Raw genomic sequence first — 18,628 nt, forward strand, 5'->3', positions numbered from 1 at the left:
ACCTCGCTCCTTTCTAGTTAGTAATTAGAATGCATCCTTTTTTATTACCTTATTCCACGAGCTGAGGTGGACAACCCCAGCAGCTTGATTAGGTTCATCTTCTAGTACTGAAATATATTCTAACGTATTCCCGTCTGGATCTAAGAAGTAATAACAAGCAGCCGGCATCCAACCATGTACAACTGGTTCCGTCGTATCGAGTCCAAAAGATGGAATTAAGGAGATCTCCCTCTTTTTGAGAAAATCAGGAATTTGAAGTAATTCTTCAAAGGAAACATGGAAAGCGAAATGGGATTTACGGAACTCTTCTTCATTAACCTCCCACGCCCCAAGCATAAATTCTTTTACGGACGGATCTCCAATCCAGAAGAAAGCTGCTCTTCTATCATTCAATACATAAGCTAACTCTAGATCTAATTTTTTATAAAAAGCAATCGATCTTTCTAAATTAGTCGATTGTACATGTGTTTCGTATAAGCGTGCATTTTTCATTTTTAATTCCTCCTCAAATTTTTTGGTATGATTATAGATTACATAAAGTTGAAAACGATTTAATCAAGAGGAAGATTGAACTACAACTACAACTTTAGGAGGAGAAGAGGTTTATAAAAACATGAATAAAAGTTCATAAAAACCATTTTAATAGTAAAGGAAACATAAGCTATTACAGCGAATTCCCTACTATTAACTATTAGGAGGAACCCCTTATGAACGAAAGAAAAGAAGAAAAAGCTTCAAGATATCAAAATCCTGTTCGTGGCATGTTTGCAAAGATGGGTGAAGCGGTCCAAACGAAAAAAGTATATGGCGAACCTATTGAGTTAGAAGATAAAAAAGTCGTTCCAGTTTCTAAAGTAACTTATTTATTCGGCGGTGGGGGAGGAACGGCTGAGGAAACAAAAGAGGGCTCTAGCCTAGGCGAAGGTGAAGGTGGAGGCGGAACGATGTTAGTTCGCCCTGTAGGGGTATATGAGATTACTAAAAAGAAAACTCGCTTTATACCAACTGTAGATTTATCTGCTTTACTTCTATTAGTGGGTGCTGTAACTTTTCTATTTTCTATATTAATGCGTAAAAATAAACGGACAAAGGAAAAATAAGGTATTGGCAGTCACATTGGTCGAAACGCATCGGTTTCTGGTAAGGAAAACGGCATGCGTTTTTTTATGTATAAGAATAAAATTATTAAATTAACGGCTTTCTCTAGTCCTTATCGTTATAAGTAGCCTGGAGTCAAATAAATTCTATAATTTGGGTATTTCGTGTAGTATTAATGTATACATAAGATAAAAATACATATACATCGATTGCGCTTACAGAAGGTAGTCTGGGGGATTTATTATGGCTGTTATATTTTCATATTTAAAACGATATCGCTTATTTATGGTGATCGCGATTGCTTTAACCTTAGTTGAACTAACAGTTGAACTACTGCAGCCGTTATTTATGGCGAAAATTATTAATGATGGTATTTTACAAGAAGATCTTTCGGTCGTGATTTATTGGGGAAGTATTATGATTGGTCTGTCCCTCGTTGCCTTTGCGGCAGGTATTATTAATTCTTTTTATGCAGCACACAGCAGTCAAGGGTTTGGTCATGACATCCGAAACGGGTTGTTTGAAAAAATTCAATCGTTTTCGTTTACGAACTTAAGTCACTTTCAAACATCTTCGTTAATTACGAGGATGACAAACGACGTAAATGTTCTTCAACTTACCTTGTTTACCGGCCTGCGTATTATGTTGCGTGCTCCGTTATTAGTCATTGGAGGACTAATCATGGCGCTCGTTGTAAACGTAAGACTTGCTCTATTGTTAGCGGTAGCTGTTCCCTTAAGTCTGTTATTTTTAATCTGGATATTTAAAAAGGGACGTCCATTATTTAATATTGTCCAACAAAAATTGGACGGTGTGAACCGGGTCATGCGTGAAAATTTACTAGGAATTAAATTAATCCGAGCTCTACTTAGAAAAGACACAGAAGTTGATCGTTTTACAAAATCGAATCAAGAATTAATGGGATCGACGGTTTCTGCGTTACGCCTGATGGAAATTACAATGCCGATTATTTTGTTGCTGATGAATGTAAGTATTCTAGGCGTGCTTTGGTTTGGCAGTTTTCAAGTAAATGCAGGCGGGGCTAATGTAGGTGAAGTCGTTGCGGTAATCAATTATGCAACACGAATTAGCGGGGCTTTTTCTGTATTTTCGATGATTATTATCTTTTTCTCACGAGCTAGAGCTTCATCCGAGCGAATTGTTGAAGTACTCAATACAGAAGTAGACTTGGTAGATAAAGAAAACTCTAAGGAACCGAATAAACGAATTGAAAAATTGGAGGGTAACATTACATTTAGAAAGGTGTCATTTCGGTATCCAGCAACCGACAGGGACATTTTAAAGGCAGTATCGTTTGAAGCGGAAAGAGGGAGCACCGTAGCTGTTTTAGGCTCAACAGGGTCCGGTAAATCATCGATGTTCCATTTGATCCCTCGGCTATATGATGTGACAGACGGTGAGATCGAGATCGATGATAAAGACATTCGAACGATAAAGCTAGACCATCTTCGTAAACAAATAGGGTATGTTCCTCAAGAAACGCTATTGTTTACAGGCACGATTAAAGACAATATAGCTTGGGGAAAAGAAGATGCAACAGACGCAGAGATTATCGAAGCAGCTAAGAAAGCCCAAATCCATGAAACTATTTCTAAGTTTACGAATGGTTATAACACAGTACTCGGCCAAAAAGGTGTTAATTTATCAGGTGGACAAAAGCAACGGCTTGCGATTGCCAGAGCACTTGTTCGAAAGCCGAAAATCCTTTTACTTGATGATAGTACGAGTGCATTGGATTTAAAAACAGAAGCAAAAATACTTGCAAGCTTACGGGAACTCCAATGTACAACACTAATCATCACACAAAAAATAAGTACGGCTGTCGAAGCGGATAAGATCTTAATATTAGATGATGGGGAAATGATCGCAGAAGGAACACATCAAGATTTAATAACCAATGATTCACTGTATCAAAAAATATATCGATCTCAGTTTGGAGAGGAGGCGATGTACGTTGCTAAAGGAAGTGAGTAAACCTTTCCAACATAAAAAAATAGCTATTGATCCCAAGGATAATAGTACGGGGGCAAAACAAAAAAAGAAAGCGAAAGATTGGGCAGGAACGTTAAAACGAATTTGGCGTTACTTGGTGCAAAATAAAAGCCCATTAATTCTAGTATTGGTTTTAGTTATTGTCAGTTCTGTATTTGCCTTGCTTGGACCATTTATCGTCGGTATGGCGATTGATGAGTTTATTGTGACTCGTAATTTAGACGGTTTAGTCTATGTAATTCTAGGATTGAGCGCTATATATGTCATCCATTCGGCCGCTGTTTGGGGACAGAATTTTGTAATGATCCGAGTTGCTCAAAAGACCGTTTTTCAAATGCGTTCTGACTTGTTTAAGAGGCTTCACCAGTTACCGATTGCGTTTTTTCAGAAAAGGCAGCATGGGGAGTTAATGAGCCGGGTAACAAATGATATTGAAAATGTAAGTTCAACGTTAAACAGTTCAGTTATTCAAGTCATTTCGAGTGTTCTGACGCTTGTCGGTATTTTAATCGTGATGTTATGGCTGAGTCCACTTTTAACCTTAGTTACCCTTACCATTATTCCTTTAATGGTACTAGGAATGAAGTGGATTACGAAAAGAACAGGAAAGCTGTTTAAGGAGCAGCAACGTAATCTTGGTGAAGTAAATGGTTTTATTGAAGAAACGTTATCTGGTCAGTCCATCATTAAAACGTTCTCGCAGGAACCAAAAGTGTTAGCTGAATTTCATGAGAAAAATAAACGTCTTCGTGAAGCGGGATTCTGGGCCCAAACCATTTCTGGATTTATACCCAAACTTATGAATGTCCTGAACAACTTAAGCTTTGCGGTGATTGCACTTGTTGGCGGGATTTTCGTTTTGAACGGGATGGTATCTATCGGTATTATTGTCATTTTTGCTGAGTATGCGAGGCAGTTTACTCGACCGCTAAATGATCTAGCGAACCAGTTTAATACGATCCTCTCAGCAATTGCAGGTGCTGAGCGTGTGTTTGAAGTCATCGATGAAAAAGAAGAAAGTGCAGATGAAACGAACGCCATAGCTCTTAAGGAAGTGAAAGGGGAAGTTGAGTTTAAGCAAGTATCGTTCTCTTATGAAAGTGACGAAAATACTTTAAGAAATGTTAGTTTTACTGTAACCCCAGGTCAAACAGTTGCTTTAGTTGGTCCAACGGGTGCAGGGAAAACAACGGTCATCAACCTCTTAACCCGCTTTTATGATGCCGATGGTGGCCAGATCTTAATTGATGGATACGAAATGAAAAAGATACAACGAGAAAGTCTCCGCAGGCACATGGGATTTGTTTTTCAAGACTCATTTTTGTTTGAGGGCACTATCAGGGAAAATATTCGTTATGGCAGGTTAACTGCAAGTGACAGGGAAGTGGAGGAAGCGGCCAAACTTGCTAATGCACACTCTTTTATTATGAAGCTGCCGGATCAATATGATACCGTTTTAAAACAGGACGGCAGTGGTATTAGTCAAGGTCAAAAACAATTATTATCGATTGCGAGGGCGATCGCAGCTGATCCGAAAATATTAGTGCTAGATGAAGCTACTAGTAACATTGACACGATAACAGAAGTGAAAATTCAAGAAGCGCTGCAACGTTTAATGAAAGGGCGTACGAGTTTTGTCATTGCTCATCGTTTAAATACGATACAAAAAGCGGATCAAATTATTGTTTTACAAGAAGGTGAACTGATAGAGAAAGGAACCCATGAATCTTTATTAAAAGAAAGAGGCTTCTACTATGAATTAAACAGTAGTCAAATTAGCAAAATTTGAGAAATTCCTTCATAATAGAAGTAGCAGTTCATAGTTATCATAATGGAACAAATGGGAGGAACCGAATATGGCAAAACACATTAAAGACACAACAACGTTACATAATGGAGTAAAAATGCCTTGGTTAGGCTTAGGTGTTTGGAAAGTAGAAGATGGCTCACAAGTGACTGAGTCTGTTCAAGCTGCTGTTCAAGCAGGCTATCGCAGTATTGATACGGCGGCAATTTATAAAAATGAAGAAGGCGTTGGTCAAGGAATAAAAGAGTGTGGAGTACCACGCGAAGAGTTATTTATTACAACGAAAGTCTGGAACGCCAATCAAGGATATGAAACGACATTACAAGCCTTTGAAGAAAGCATGGAAAAGTTAGGCCTAGATTATTTAGATCTATATTTAGTACACTGGCCAGTGGCTGGAAAGTATAAAGACACGTGGCGTGCTTTGGAGAAATTATATGCAGATAAAAAAGTACGTGCGATCGGTGTAAGTAATTTTCACGTTCATCATTTAGAAGATTTACTAGAAACGGCCAATATTGTGCCGATGGTCAATCAAGTCGAGTTCCACCCGCAACTCGCACAACATGATTTACGCACATTTTGCAAGGAGCACCATATTCAATTAGAAGCTTGGTCCCCATTAGCACAAGGTAATTTACTCGACCACCCTACGTTAGTGGAGATCGGGCAAAAGTATGGGAAGTCACCTGCACAGGTGATTTTACGTTGGGATTTACAGTGTGGTGTAGTGACCATTCCGAAGTCAGTCAACGCAGATCGAATTGCAGCAAACGGAGATATCTTTGATTTCGAACTGACAAGCGAGGATATGGCTCAAATTAATGCATTAAATAAGGATGAGCGTGTCGGTCCAGATCCTGATAATTTTGATTTTTAATCAAACACAACGAATGCCAAAAGCTGTAATTACTCAGCTTTTGGCATTTTTTTTATGGCAACTGTACAACGAGAAACACAAATTAGTTTTTCTTGCTCATCAACAATTTTAATATCCCAAACCATCGTTGTACGTCCTTTGTGAAGAGGTGTTCCAATTGCTGTTACGATTCCGTCTGTTTTCGAACGAATATGATTAGCATTAATTTCTAAGCCAACAGCAACTTCATTTTCTTGGTCGACGAGGTTCCAGGTTCCCATACTTGCTACTGTTTCCGCAAGTACAACTGACGCGCCCCCGTGCAGTAATCCAAACGGTTGATGTGTTGCAGAGTGAACAGGCATTGTCGCAACGACACGATCTTCAGAAGTTTCAACTACTTCAATTCCTAAAGCTCCTAGTATTGTTTCTTCTAACGGTTTAATCACTTTAAAGACTTCCCTTCTACCTTTAATTTATATTCTAGTAAAATACTGTATTCGCGATTGTTCGATGAATTCCTTTAAAATTCTGAAAATATTGTTTGCAGGTATTGTATGAGGTTCAAATCAATTTTTGTTTTTTGGTTAAAAGACAAAGAAAAGAGACTAACTTGAATTTACGAGTCAGCCTCTTTCAACTAAAGAAGAAGGAAATTAAAATCATTTAGAAAAAGGACTTGTTCCTTGTTGGACAACCTTTTTCATAACCTCAAGGTTCGGGTATTGTAAACGTTCATATTGGGATATTACTTTTTCAGTATCATAAGGGACTCGTTGGATTGAAATATTAAACTGATCCTTCTTTTCTTCTAAAATCGCGTAAGAGGCTAAAGGTTGTCCATCAAACGGCAAACCTACACTACCTAAGTTTGCAATACACTTTCCATTAAAGTAACGAACATAAGGTAAGTGAATATGAGCATAGATGAATAGGTTTGCATCACTTGACGTCATCATTTTTTCCGTTAAGACCGTTGCGTCAGTATCAGGTAAAACGACATCAAATAAACTTGTCGGCGTAGCATGAAAAGCATAAATAGCTGTACCGTTTGGTAAGGTGATCTCTAAGTCGGTAGGAAGTTGATCAAGATAAGATAGGTCCTCTTCATTAAGTTGTGCTTTGCACCAGTCTCTTTCAATGTTCATCATTTCAAGCATTTGATCTGGAACCTCACCTTGTTGTACACCTCGAACCATCCATTCATCAGCATTTCCTTTAATGACTTTTGCTTGTAATGCTTGTACAAGTTGTAACGCTCGTTTTGGTTCTGGACCCCGATAACATAGATCCCCCAATACAAATATGTCATCAACGTTTTGTGACTGGATATCTTCTAGAACAGCTTCTAGAGCTATGGCGTTACCATGTATATCCGACAGAAACGCATATTTTTTCAAAATATCTCACCCCGCATTTAGATTGTTATTCAAAGTATAGCAATCGCTTTCTCATTTAGCAAAAATGACTTTCCTACTATTTATTTAGTGTGAAATCCATGTGTTCTATGGAAGAATTTTGTTGAAACGTGTATTATGTATATATAATTGTGGTACATAAGGGGGATGTTGTGGACAAGCAGAAACAAGATCATATGAAACTTACAACTTTTTTGCGGACCGAGGATGGTCCATATAAAAAACTTTTTTACACTTATCCTGAAGCTTTGTTCTTAGTTGATACAAAAGGAAACATTATTGAAATTAATCAACGTGTGTCTACATTAACAGAATATGACTCAATAGCGATCATAGGAAAAAACTTTAAAGAGTTTATTCTGAGTGAAGATGTTTCCAAAGTCATGGATTTTTTTCAGCTCGTTTTACAAGGAAAAGGGAATGAGATCACGTTTAGAATTCAGCAAAAAAGTTTAAATATAAAATACGTCGAAGTAACGGCTACTCCTATTAAAGCCGAAGGAGAAGTTATAGGCGTGTATGGCGTCGTAAAAGATATTACAAATACAATTGAACTTGAGCATAAAGTGGTGAAAAGTGAAGAGAGATTTCAACATTTAATCCAATACTCAAGTGATGTCATCGGAATTATTGATCCCAATGGGGTGGTGTTATATGAAAGCCCGGCATGTGAACAAATGCTAGGTTTTGAGGCGAAAGATCTGATCGGTACAAATGCGTTCGCACTCATACATCCAGACGATTTAGAACTAGCAAAAGATACATTCGCCCAAATACTAACTAAGCCAGCTAAAGCCTCAAAGGTTGAATTAAGGATTCAAAGAGCAGATGGCAGTTGGGCTGATACCGAATTAGTTGCATCGAACTACGTTGATAACCCTTACATTAGAGGGGTTGTTGTCAATTACCGTGATCTAACAGAACATAAAAAGAGTCAACGTGAAGTCGAATATTTAGCCTATCATGATCAATTGACTGGTATGTATAACCGGGAATATTTTAAAAAACGATTAATGGAACAAGTGGATACAGCAAGAAAAACAGATGCGGAATTCCCTGTTTTTTTATTTGATTTAGATGGATTTAAATTTATAAATGACACATTAGGTCATCATATTGGTGACCAGCTGCTTTGCGAAGTTGCTGAAAGGTTAGTAACGAACATTCAGGGGGTTGAAGTATTAGCTCGTATAGGCGGGGATGAATTCGGGTTACTTCAAACTACTATGGACGGTGAATTAGATGTTACTAAACTAGCGAAGCAAGTGATACAAACTTTTAAGGAACCGTTTTATATTCATGATTATGAGTTATACATTACGTGCAGTATTGGAGTCAGTACGTACCCTGATGGGGGAACGAACATTCATAAACTAATGAAAAATGCGGATGCTGCCATGTACCAAGCGAAGGATCAAGGGAAAAACCAGTATGAAATCTACACACCTTCTATTACAAATCATACGTATCGGATTTTTACTTTAAAAAATCATTTACGAAAAGCAATCGAGTTTGATGAATTTTTGTTGCACTTTCAACCAAGAATTAATAGTCAAACCGAAGAAATTGTTGGTGTTGAGGCTCTGCTTAGATGGTACCATCCTACTTTTGGTCATGTCCCTCCAAATGAATTCATTCCGGTTGCTGAAGAGGACGGGCAAATCATTACAATTGGTGAATGGGTTTTAGATCGTGCGTGTGAACAAAACAAACAGTGGCAAGTCCTTGGTTTGCCGCCAATAAAAATGTCCGTTAACTTTTCCGTGTTACAGTTCCTAAAGAGAGACTTAGTAGAAATAGTACGGGCTACATTAGATAAACATAAACTTGAGCCTATATGGTTAGAAATTGAAATTACCGAAAGCGCAGTATTAGAAAATAACCCGTATATATTGGATACGATCATGAAGTTGCAGGGAATGGGTATTACTATTGCGTTAGATGATTTTGGAACTGGTTATTCTTCACTCAGTTACTTGCGAAAATATAAAATCGATACGTTAAAAATTGATCGATCATTTGTAATGGGTATCCCCCAAGAAGCCGAAAGTTTTGAGATTACAAAAACGATTATCTCATTAGCACAAGCGCTTAAGATGAATATTGTTGCCGAAGGGGTAGAAACCGCCGAACAATTAAAAGCTTTGAGTGAAGTGGACTGTAACGAGATTCAAGGTTATTTTTACAGTAAGCCACTGCCAGCTTTACAGATGGAAGAGATGTTAAGAGGTAAGACCATTAAAAGGATAAATTAATTTAATCAAAAAGGGCATAGAGTAGTTCTCTATGCCTTATTGTAACCGTTTTTGGACATCCCCAATTAACTAGTCGGTTGTTCACGTAAAAGCGGAAGAGTACAGCACCTGAAAGAACCGCCTGATTTAATAATTTCGGTAATATCGACTTCAATTACCTCAAATCCTCGCTCACGAAGTTGTTGGTTGACATTTTTATTAACAGGCAAGCTAATAATTCGCTTATTTCCAATCGACAACACATTCGTGCCTAATGTAAACTGTTCTTCTTCGGAAACTTCGATTAAATCATACCGTTGACTAAGAATGTCTATTTCTTTTTGGTCAAAAGCAGCTGGGAAATATAATGCCTCTTTAGGTGAGATCACATTAAAAACACAATCAAGATGTAAATATTTTTCTGTAAAGGGAACGGTGACAACCTCAAATTGAGGAAGTATACTTTGTAAATGGTCAATCGCGTACTGATTCGTACGATTACTTAACCCAACATAAATCGTCGACTGATCAATAATGACATCTCCACCTTCAATTTCATCACCAATGAGATTAAAATACGAAATCTTCTCGTTTTTTAACCACTCTTTTAAAACATCTTCTTCTCCTTTTCTAACATCATGTGCCATTTCAGCTACAAAAATCGTTTGTCCTAATGTAAAACCAATATCCCGTGTAAATACTTGTTCAGGAAACTTTTCTAAAGGTGAAAGTAGAACAACATCAATCCCATGACTTAATAATGTTTCAACAAATTGTTTATGCTGTTGAATGGAGCGCTCGATGTGAATTCCTTCATCTTTAAAATGCTTTTGCGTATCATTAATAACTTCACGAATTTTCATATTCTGAGGTTCACATAATATCACTTTTTTTAATACGTCGTATTCACTCATAGCAAACGATTTATATTTTTGTTTTGTTGTCGCTGACATGTTCATCCTCCCAGTAATATCATTTCAGTTTAGTATTTCCACTAAATAAACGGATATGTGAAAGCTAAGTAAATGTAATGGTACTTAAACTTCAGAATCGTTTCGTCATAGGATTTTTTTAAGAAAAGGAAGGGGGGATCTGGAAATGAACCTTTGATAGTAGTTCTTTATTTCGCTTCCCTTAATAATCGTGTATGATTGTCTAAACAAGTAAATACTAAAAAAATAGGAGTGCAGTAGTATGTCTAGTGAGAGTGAATGACAATTTTTGTTAATGTAGTATTACCTGCCATCTTAATATTTCTTTCTGGTTTTGTTGTTCAGCGATGGAAAAAGATGGACTTGAAATCGATTTCGACGTTAGCTGTATATATTTTAACCCCAGCATTAGTATTTCGAACGTTCTATGATGTTCAGTTAGATCAACAGTATGTGTTTATTACCGTCTTTTCTCTTATTCTTTTATTTGTCCTCATTATCATTAATAAGGTTTATGCGAAATTCCGGAAATATCCGCGTGATGTAGAAAGTGGTTTAATTTTATCGACAGCCTTTATGAATGCAGGTAATTATGGGGCGCCGATCATTTTATTTGCATACGGTGAAACGGGATTTGCTTATGCTGTTTCATTTATGGTCCTGCAGTCCGTTATTATGAACTTTTTCGGGGTATACTATGCAGCGAGCGGACAATTAGGATTTAGAGCCGCGATCAAAACGATAAGTGCTATGCCATTAACATATGCAATGATTATTGCGATCTTATTTAACCTGTTTAACATTCCACTATCAGCAAACTTATATTCAGCTGTTGATCTTGTCGGTCAAGCGACAATTCCAGTTGTCATGTTAATACTCGGTATGCAATTAGCCGAATTAAAAGTCGATAAAGTTATTAATAAAGAAAGGCTTATTTACGGCACGACGGTAAGAATGTTTGTTTCACCTCTTATTGCTTTTATATTTGTTATGTTGTTTCCTGTAGACCCGCTCTTAGCAAAAGTACTAATTGTATTGACGGCGATGCCAACAGCGGTTACAACCACGATGTACGCTTTACAATTTAACACGACACCAAAGCTAGTCTCGAGTATTGCATTAGTTACTACTTTGGTCAGTGTTGTGACAATCTCGATTCTTTTAACGATTTTAGGGTAAACTAGATTCATAGGATAGAAGTGAAAGGAGTAAACAAATGGGAAATGCTTTAGCCGGGAAAAAAGTAGTTTTAGCTGCTTCGCGCAAAACAGAAGAGATGGCAACTTTAATTGAAAAACAAGGAGGGACGGCGATTGTTCGTCCTTTGCAAGGAACTGTTTTTTTGGCGGAAGAACAAGTGGAGCCAGAACTTAAACAATTAATTGATGATGGTACCGACTGGATGATTTTTACAACGGGTATTGGGACTGAAACCTTGCTGAAAATTGCACAACAAAATGGGTTAGAAGAACCGTTTTTACATATGGTTCAAGAGGTGAAAGTGGCTGCAAGGGGATATAAGACATTGGCAGCATTAAAGAAAATAGATGTGAAACCCATTGCAAAAGATGATGATGGGACAACAGAAGGTTTATCGCGAGCCCTAAAAGACTTTGACCTTACAGGAAAACGCGTAACGATACAGTTACACGGTGAAACGGCACCGCGTTTAACGAAGTTCTTAGAAGAAAAGGGTGCTGCAGTTAAACATATTTTACCGTACCGACATATTGCCCCTGAACCAGCAACCGTTGACGCACTATGCGAAGATATTTTTGCAGGAAAAGTGGATGCGGTCTGTTTTACAACGGCGATCCAAGTACGTTCTCTTTTTAATTATGCAAGGGTAAAAGGGCTTTATGAGAAGTTGATACCATACTTTAAAGATAAAATCGTGCCGGTAGCAGTTGGTAAAGTGACGGCCGAAGCTTTTCGTGAAGAGGGCATTGACAAGTATGTTGTTCCTGAGCTAGAAAGAATGGGTGCGATGATTATTGAATTGGGTAGATATTATGAAAGCTTAAAAGAAGTTTAAAGATGTCGATTGATAACCTACGTATTTATGTGACTGTTGTAGAACAAAAGAATTTCTCAAAAGCCGCGAAGCTTTTAAATTTATCACAACCGAATGTTAGCTTACACATCCGTAATTTAGAAAATGAATTTGAGGCGACGTTATTACATCGGTCACCAAAACAAGTAAAAGTGACAGAAGAAGGAAAAATATTATACGTAAAAGCAAAACAAATGCTTTCTTTATACGATGAAGCGAAACAGGAAATGAATGATCGTAAAAATATTGTTCAAGGAACGATTAAAATTGGTGCCAGTTTTACCATTGGTGAGTATATCCTTCCAAAACTATTAGCTGAATATGCACGTGAAAATCGTGGTGTCACAGTTGAAGTGACGGTTGCAAATACCGAGGAAGTAATTGAACGAATTCGCAGCAATGATTTAGATATTGGATTAGTCGAAGGTGAAGTCGCCAACGCTGATGTCGAGGTGCACCCATTTATGGAAGATGAAATGATTATGATTGCACCAGCAAATCATACGTTAGCGCAATTAAAAGTGGTCAAGCCTGAAATGCTGCAGGAAGAAGTTTGGATCTGGAGAGAAAGCGGGTCAGGTACACGCGCTTACAGTGACCGATTTATGCAAGAGTTGAATTTAAACGTTAAACATTCTTTTATTTTTAGCAGTAGTCAAGGGATAAAAGAAGCGGTGTCTGAAGGGTTAGGGATAGCAATGATTTCGAAATGGACGGTAAGGAAGGAACTTCAAGCTGGAACAATAAAAAGATTAAATATTAACAACCGGAAGTTTGTTAGACACTTTTCTCTTGTCCAATCAAAAAATCCTGGGTATTCAAAAGCCCACCAATTATTTATAGTCAAAATTGAAGGTGCTGACCGTTTTTTTGATTAAGAGTAATGGGAGTTTTGATTATAGAACTAAGAGCTTGTACATGTAATAAATGTACAAGCTCTTTGCTTTCATTAATTTATTTTGTTGGCTCTAAATACTTTTCAACGAGATTAGCGATTTCAAATGTAGTATGAGACAACTCGTAGTTCTCAACAACATACTCACACTTTTCCTTGTACGCCATATCTTCATTATAGTGTTCTAAGTGATTTTGAATTACGTCATCTGAGTCGCCGCGTCCGTATTGACGTCTTCTTACCGTTTCTTCATCTGCATATACAAATATACGGATAACTTTATCGCCGTACATTTCTTTTAGAATGTCAGCACCTTCAGTATTCAATACGACCCAAATACAGCCTTTTTTCTTAAACTTCTCTTCAATTTCTTTTTCTTTAATTCCATACAAATATCCGTTAATTTCAACTTTTTCTAAAAATTCTCCGTTACGGTGAGCTTCAAGGAAATCTTCTTCACTTAAATAGTGATAATCGACACCTTCAGTTTCATATCTTCTTTTTGTTCTCGTAGTATGGGAAACGACACCGTTCATGTGAAAAGTTGCTCCAACTAGTTTGGCAACTGTTTTTCTTCCTGAACCGTCTGGACCTGTAAAAACAAAAATACGTTCACTCTCTTTTAAGTTATACATGTTTTTTCACTCACCTTTCATATGTATGGTACCACTTCTTTATTTTACCTTTTTTTAAATAGAAAATCGAAGGTTATCGCGATAATTTTTGATTTTTTCTTGATTAATAGACGTTTTGTTGAACATGAGAGTTTTTTTGATTTAGCAGTACGAAGCAACTAGAGCTTAATAAGTGAAAGTAGTTGTTATTTAGTCGAACATTTTAGATTTAAATCGATATAAAGTTCGTATATTTAGGTTGTTATAGTTGATTTATCTAGTATCGTAAGTTAATATGTTCGTGTATAGAAAAAATAAGGGGGATTTACATAATGTACGGTACACCATTTGATGAAAATTCAAAAAAGATCATGCTGTTAGGTTCAGGAGAGCTAGGAAAAGAAGTGATCATCGAGGCACAACGCCTAGGTGTCGAGACAGTCGCCGTTGATCGGTATGAAAACGCACCAGCGATGCAAGTTGCTCATCGATCATATGTCATTGATATGCTAGATGGTGAGGAGCTTCGTAAAATTATCGAAGCGGAAAAACCGGACTTTATTGTTCCTGAAATTGAAGCGATTGCGACTGGAACGTTAGTAGAGCTAGAAAAGGAAGGTTTCAATGTCGTACCTACAGCTAAAGCAACGCAATTAACGATGGACCGCGAAGGAATTCGTCGCTTAGCGAGTGAAGAATTAGGACTTCCAACGGCAAAATATGCTTTTGCCAATACATTAAGTGAATTGGAAGCAGCTGTTGAAGAAATTGGAACACCTTGTGTGATTAAGCCGATTATGAGTTCTTCAGGTAAAGGGCAAAGTGTCTGTCGTTCGCTGGATGATGTAGAAAAATCTTGGAATGAAGCGCTAGAAGGCGGTAGAGGAAAGCAAGCTCGGGTGATCGTAGAAGAATTCATTCAATTTGAATCTGAAATTACTTTGTTAACCGTCCGTTCAGTTTCAGGTACTTCGTATTGTGCTCCAATTGGACATGTACAAAAAGACGGTGATTATATTGAATCGTGGCAGCCGCATCAAATGACGAACGAACAAATTGCTGAGTCTCAAGAAGTAGCTAAAAAAATCACGGATGCTTTAGGTGGGTATGGTTTATTTGGAGTCGAGTTATTTCTAACCCCTAATGGCGTTTATTTCAGTGAAGTTTCACCACGCCCGCATGATACAGGTATGGTTACACTAGCTACACAACAATTATCAGAATTTGCTCTCCATGTTCGTGCAATTTTAGGTTTGCCGATCCCGAACATTCGGTTAATTTCGCCAGGTGCAAGTCATACAATTAAAGCTTGGGAAGAGAGTAAGTCTTATCAAATAGATGGTGTAGAAGAGGCTGTGACTGAGCCAGATACACAAGTTCGTATTTTCGGAAAACCAGAAACGAAGGTAGGACGAAGAATGGCTGTCGTGCTCCATACATCAGACTCTGTTGATACTTCAAGAGAAAAAGCGAAAGTTGCTGCTGATAAAATAAAGGTTACTTACAAATAAATCCTTATCGTTTACGATAAATAAGAGGGTGACTTTTGTGGTTATTGCTGCTAGAACTCCAAACCATTTAATACTAATGAGTGTTGGACGCTAGTCGTGAAACCACTTGAGTCACCCTCAATTTTAATAATTATAAGAACATCAACGCGACAACTGTAGAAACGATTAATCCGATAATGACCGGAATGAAGCTTTTACGAACAAGGTCCATAACTGGAATTTTAGCAAAGCCTGCGATCGCAATGATTGGTGACCAGGCGATTAACGTACCGCCACCAACCCAAATGGCACCCATTTGTCCGATCGAGGCTAGTGTCGTTCCATCCACTCCAATACTTTGACTCAATGCATCTGACAGGGAACCGATTAACGGTAAAGCAGAAAAGCCAGAACCATCTAAGCCTGATATCATCCCTAATAACAGGACGCCAAAGCCAGTAATAAATGCGTTTTCAGGAATGGCGTGTTGCCCTGCCTGAACTAAATCAAATAAAAAGGCTGGGGCTTGATCCGGGTCCTCCAAGCGAAAAATCTTCGCTGCAAAATCTCCGCTGCCAATGAAGAAAAAGCCCGCAATCGGAATTACAACTCCCATCACTTTAAAGGCGAACATAAATCCTTTCGTTATATGATCAGCCACATTCTTCAGGGAAGACTTTACATTTTTTGCGAAAGCAGCCCCAATAATTAAAATGACAGCAATCCCGCCAATGAGTGATGCACCAGCACCGCTTTCAATGGAAGGTACTGCATTTGAAAATGTGGCAAGGACAACATAAACGATGATCGCTAAAAAAGTTAGCGGAACAATTAGGGCGAATAAAAAGCTATATTTGCTCTTAGCCACTTCGTTTTGTTCGGGTGGACTTATTGCTTGATCTTGTTCTTGATCATCTTCATCATTTTGCTCCCACTTGATAAGATTTTCTTTCGAAGGCTTGACTATGGATTTCCGAATCATAAAGTAGGCAATAGATAGTGCAACCGCTCCAGTAATAAGTGAGAGTATGAGCGTTTTGTCAGTAATGGCTGCTACATCTAAACCTGCAGAAGAAGCGGTTAACCCGGGTGCAACTCGAATGACAAAGTCTGAAGATAAAGCCATCCCGTGACCTGCTAATGAAATCGCAATAGCAGCACCGATTGGTGGTAAACCTGCTCGAATGGCCACCGGTATTAGAAGTGCACCTATTAGCGGAACAGCTGGTGCCGGCCAGAAAAATAACGATAGGGCATAGGTGACAAACACGAGTATCCAAAAGGACAAGTGCCCATTTTTCATCACTTTTTGAAACGGAACAATCATTTGTTCATCAGAACCTATCGCTTTTAAAGCGTGTAGTAGTGCCGTCATGATCGCGATAATGAGAAATATATTAAAAAGCTCTGCTGCGGCTGTTAAGCTGGCATTAAAGATCGATTGAACCCCCATCAAAAATGAACCACTGTAGATCCATCCGACAAAAAAGGTCATTAACAACGCAGGAACGACGACGTTTTGTCTAAAAAGCATCGTCATTATAATGATACATGTGCCTATTAAATACATCCAATGGGCTGCAGTTAACTCCATGATATAAATGACTCCTTTCTGAGAAGGTAAGATCGTCAAACAATTATCATGAAATAATGTATGTCAGCCCATAGGCATTTGTGAAAAAAGAGAAAAGATAGGAAAAGGAAGAAGAGAAAAAAGAAGAAGAGGTACCAGGCACCTTTACCACTTTAATAAGTTAAGTGAGTAAAGGTGCCTGGTACCATTTTTTGTGGTACTTAGTTTTTTATTTCGACTTTGACTTTTATGATCCGGCGTTCTTCCGCTTCGGTAATGGTAATTGTTAAATGCTCGTATTCTAATTGCTCACCGGCTGTAGGAACTTTTTGAAAGAGTTCGACTAACCAGCCGCCTAATGTGTGATTCGTACTATTCGGGATTTCAATATTCGCTAATTGTGCAAAATCATCAAGATCGAAATCCCCGTAAAATTCATAAAGGTTTTCTTCTAATTGATCTACACCGCGTACTTTATCATCATGCTCATCCCAAATCTCCCCGACTAATTCTTCCAATATATCTTCCAATGTAATGATCCCTGATGTCCCGCCGAACTCATCGATTACGACAGCCATATGGACGCGATTTTTTTGTAAGATCGGGAGGAGTGTTGAAACGGTTAAAGTTTCAATAACAAACATCGGCTTACGTACAATTTCTCTAATGTTCACTTCTTTATGCTTAATTAAGTGCGACAGGAAATCACGCTCAGATAAAATTCCGATAATATTATCAATATTTCCTTCGTAAACAGGGATTCTTGAATACCGTTCATCAAATAATAACGCGGTCACTTCCTCGAAGGGCATTTCCACATCGATCGCAAATACATCAGTCCTGGGAGTTAAAATTTCTACCACCCGAATATCATTAAAATCTAATGAGTTATGCAGTAATTCTTTTTCATGATTTTCAATGACACCTTCTTCTTCACTAATGGTTACCATTTCTTTTAATTCTTGTTCGGTGATCGATGGAGTTAACCCTTCCTTTGTAACGAGGGCAGAAATTTTTTCTTTTAATTGAACGAGTACCCACGTCAACGGCTTAAATAATTTCATTAGAAACGTTAAAATACCCGCAATTTTTAAGGCGAAGGGTTCCGCGTTTTCTTTTGCAAAAGACTTCGGGAGAACTTCACCAAAAATGAGAACAAGAATCGTCATGACAATCGTGCTGACGAGAAGTCCAGTGTTTGCGCCAAATAAGGTCGTTGCAATTTGGGCAGAAATTGTCGCAGCTGCAATGTTAACTAAATTATTGCCAATTAATATCGTAGATAAAGCATGATCAAAATGCTGAGTAATGAAATAAGCCTTCTGTCCTCCACTGCGATTTTCATCAGCATAACTTTTAATTCTAATCTTATTTGCGCTCGAATATGCTGTTTCCGCTGAGGAAAAGAAGGCGGATAAAAATAAAAGGATGCCAAGAAAAAATAATAAACCTACAGGGATATCCGACAACATAATCGCTCCTAAAATAAAAAGATATATTGGTTATTCTGTCCTAAAACATGAAATTGATGAGAGTGGATTAAATTCGAACAGCAAAATCCTAAATAAGACGGTTAATCGGCGAGAATGCAGTACATAACAAATGCGTTTAAAGATGGAATTGTGTAAAATGGGTATAGTGT

16 protein-coding genes are annotated in these 18,628 nt (G+C 37.9%); 9 read left to right on the forward strand and 7 right to left on the reverse strand.

The features are described 5' to 3' along the window. Positions 1-24: 24 nt before the first annotated feature. Positions 25-492 (reverse strand): VOC family protein, encoded by a 468-nt coding sequence (locus tag N7Z68_RS19525; protein ID WP_275120148.1) that lies wholly within the window; start codon positions 490-492, stop codon positions 25-27. A 215-nt stretch (positions 493-707) separates the two neighbouring features. On the opposite strand from N7Z68_RS19525, the gene N7Z68_RS19530 reads away from it, so the two are divergent. From N7Z68_RS19530 to pgoN, 4 genes are all read left to right on the forward strand, one after another. Then, positions 708-1,100 carry a spore germination protein GerW family protein gene (locus N7Z68_RS19530; RefSeq protein ID WP_275120149.1) on the forward strand — a complete coding sequence of 131 codons (393 nt, stop codon included), beginning with the start codon at positions 708-710 and terminating at the stop codon, positions 1,098-1,100. Positions 1,101-1,341: 241 nt separating this feature from the next. Beyond that, on the forward strand, positions 1,342-3,093 hold the full coding sequence (locus N7Z68_RS19535; RefSeq protein WP_275120150.1) for an ABC transporter ATP-binding protein: 1,752 nt from the start codon (positions 1,342-1,344) through the stop codon (positions 3,091-3,093). Beyond that, positions 3,074-4,900, forward strand: coding sequence for an ABC transporter ATP-binding protein (locus N7Z68_RS19540; protein ID WP_275120151.1), 1,827 nt, complete (start codon positions 3,074-3,076; stop codon positions 4,898-4,900). The genes N7Z68_RS19535 and N7Z68_RS19540 overlap by 20 nt, the downstream gene beginning before the upstream one ends. A 67-nt stretch (positions 4,901-4,967) precedes the next feature. Further along, entirely contained in the window at positions 4,968-5,798 is an 831-nt protein-coding gene (gene pgoN / locus N7Z68_RS19545; RefSeq protein ID WP_275120152.1) for a glyoxal/methylglyoxal reductase, read from the forward strand. Positions 5,799-5,827: 29 nt separating this feature from the next. On the opposite strand, the gene N7Z68_RS19550 is transcribed toward pgoN, so the two are convergent. After that, positions 5,828-6,226 carry a hotdog fold thioesterase gene (locus tag N7Z68_RS19550; protein ID WP_275120153.1) on the reverse strand — a complete coding sequence of 133 codons (399 nt, stop codon included), beginning with the start codon at positions 6,224-6,226 and terminating at the stop codon, positions 5,828-5,830. Positions 6,227-6,439: 213 nt separating this feature from the next. Next, positions 6,440-7,177, reverse strand: coding sequence for a metallophosphoesterase family protein (locus tag N7Z68_RS19555; protein ID WP_275120154.1), 738 nt, complete (start codon positions 7,175-7,177; stop codon positions 6,440-6,442). 170 nt (positions 7,178-7,347) lie between these two features. Here N7Z68_RS19555 and N7Z68_RS19560 point away from each other — a divergent pair, with 170 nt between their 5' ends. Beyond that, positions 7,348-9,450 (forward strand): bifunctional diguanylate cyclase/phosphodiesterase, encoded by a 2,103-nt coding sequence (locus N7Z68_RS19560; RefSeq protein ID WP_275120155.1) that lies wholly within the window; start codon positions 7,348-7,350, stop codon positions 9,448-9,450. A 65-nt stretch (positions 9,451-9,515) separates the two neighbouring features. On the opposite strand, the gene N7Z68_RS19565 is transcribed toward N7Z68_RS19560, so the two are convergent. Next, the gene (locus N7Z68_RS19565; protein ID WP_275120156.1) at positions 9,516-10,382 is read right to left on the reverse strand and encodes a dimethylarginine dimethylaminohydrolase family protein; all 867 of its coding nucleotides are present in this window, start codon (positions 10,380-10,382) and stop codon (positions 9,516-9,518) included. Between the two features lie 258 nt (positions 10,383-10,640). Here N7Z68_RS19565 and N7Z68_RS19570 point away from each other — a divergent pair, with 258 nt between their 5' ends. From N7Z68_RS19570 to N7Z68_RS19580, 3 genes are read left to right on the forward strand one after another with little or no spacing between them, the layout of a single operon-like run. Continuing rightward, on the forward strand, positions 10,641-11,540 hold the full coding sequence (locus tag N7Z68_RS19570) for an AEC family transporter (RefSeq protein WP_275120157.1): 900 nt from the start codon (positions 10,641-10,643) through the stop codon (positions 11,538-11,540). 37 nt (positions 11,541-11,577) lie between these two features. Beyond that, the gene (locus N7Z68_RS19575; protein WP_275120158.1) at positions 11,578-12,396 is read left to right on the forward strand and encodes a uroporphyrinogen-III synthase; all 819 of its coding nucleotides are present in this window, start codon (positions 11,578-11,580) and stop codon (positions 12,394-12,396) included. A gap of 2 nt (positions 12,397-12,398) precedes the next feature. Beyond that, positions 12,399-13,292 (forward strand): selenium metabolism-associated LysR family transcriptional regulator, encoded by an 894-nt coding sequence (locus N7Z68_RS19580; RefSeq protein ID WP_275120159.1) that lies wholly within the window; start codon positions 12,399-12,401, stop codon positions 13,290-13,292. A gap of 76 nt (positions 13,293-13,368) precedes the next feature. On the opposite strand, the gene N7Z68_RS19585 is transcribed toward N7Z68_RS19580, so the two are convergent. Further along, positions 13,369-13,944: a guanylate kinase gene (locus N7Z68_RS19585; RefSeq protein WP_275120160.1), complete on the reverse strand. Its 576-nt coding sequence runs from the start codon at positions 13,942-13,944 to the stop codon at positions 13,369-13,371. Positions 13,945-14,255: 311 nt separating this feature from the next. Between N7Z68_RS19585 and purT the strand changes: the two genes are divergently transcribed. After that, positions 14,256-15,434: a formate-dependent phosphoribosylglycinamide formyltransferase gene (gene purT / locus N7Z68_RS19590; protein WP_275120161.1), complete on the forward strand. Its 1,179-nt coding sequence runs from the start codon at positions 14,256-14,258 to the stop codon at positions 15,432-15,434. Between the two features lie 130 nt (positions 15,435-15,564). Here the strand turns inward: purT and N7Z68_RS19595 are convergent, their stop codons facing one another. Both N7Z68_RS19595 and N7Z68_RS19600 read right to left on the reverse strand, forming a co-directional pair. After that, positions 15,565-17,007, reverse strand: a complete 1,443-nt coding sequence (locus N7Z68_RS19595) for a hypothetical protein (protein WP_275120162.1) — start codon at positions 17,005-17,007, stop codon at positions 15,565-15,567. A gap of 200 nt (positions 17,008-17,207) precedes the next feature. Then, on the reverse strand, positions 17,208-18,455 hold the full coding sequence (locus N7Z68_RS19600; protein ID WP_275120177.1) for a hemolysin family protein: 1,248 nt from the start codon (positions 18,453-18,455) through the stop codon (positions 17,208-17,210). Positions 18,456-18,628 lie beyond the last annotated feature (173 nt).

Origin of the sequence: Alkalihalobacterium chitinilyticum, assembly GCF_029028005.1 — a bacterium.
In the GTDB taxonomy this organism is placed as follows: Bacteria; Bacillota; Bacilli; order Bacillales; family Bacillaceae_F; genus Alkalihalobacterium; species Alkalihalobacterium chitinilyticum.

Bases quoted from the DNA above. Each gene is read 5' to 3' on its own strand.
- N7Z68_RS19570 (WP_275120157.1), top strand. From the start codon at position 10,641: ATGACAATTTTTGTTAATGTAGTATTACCTGCCATCTTAATATTTCTT.
- N7Z68_RS19580 (WP_275120159.1), top strand. From the start codon at position 12,399: ATGTCGATTGATAACCTACGTATTTATGTGACTGTTGTAGAACAAAAG.
- N7Z68_RS19535 (WP_275120150.1), top strand. From the start codon at position 1,342: ATGGCTGTTATATTTTCATATTTAAAACGATATCGCTTATTTATGGTG.
- purT (WP_275120161.1), top strand. From the start codon at position 14,256: ATGTACGGTACACCATTTGATGAAAATTCAAAAAAGATCATGCTGTTA.
- N7Z68_RS19585 (WP_275120160.1), bottom strand. From the start codon at position 13,944: ATGTATAACTTAAAAGAGAGTGAACGTATTTTTGTTTTTACAGGTCCA.
- N7Z68_RS19525 (WP_275120148.1), bottom strand. From the start codon at position 492: ATGAAAAATGCACGCTTATACGAAACACATGTACAATCGACTAATTTA.
- N7Z68_RS19595 (WP_275120162.1), bottom strand. From the start codon at position 17,007: ATGGAGTTAACTGCAGCCCATTGGATGTATTTAATAGGCACATGTATC.
- N7Z68_RS19530 (WP_275120149.1), top strand. From the start codon at position 708: ATGAACGAAAGAAAAGAAGAAAAAGCTTCAAGATATCAAAATCCTGTT.
- N7Z68_RS19575 (WP_275120158.1), top strand. From the start codon at position 11,578: ATGGGAAATGCTTTAGCCGGGAAAAAAGTAGTTTTAGCTGCTTCGCGC.
- pgoN (WP_275120152.1), top strand. From the start codon at position 4,968: ATGGCAAAACACATTAAAGACACAACAACGTTACATAATGGAGTAAAA.
- N7Z68_RS19565 (WP_275120156.1), bottom strand. From the start codon at position 10,382: ATGTCAGCGACAACAAAACAAAAATATAAATCGTTTGCTATGAGTGAA.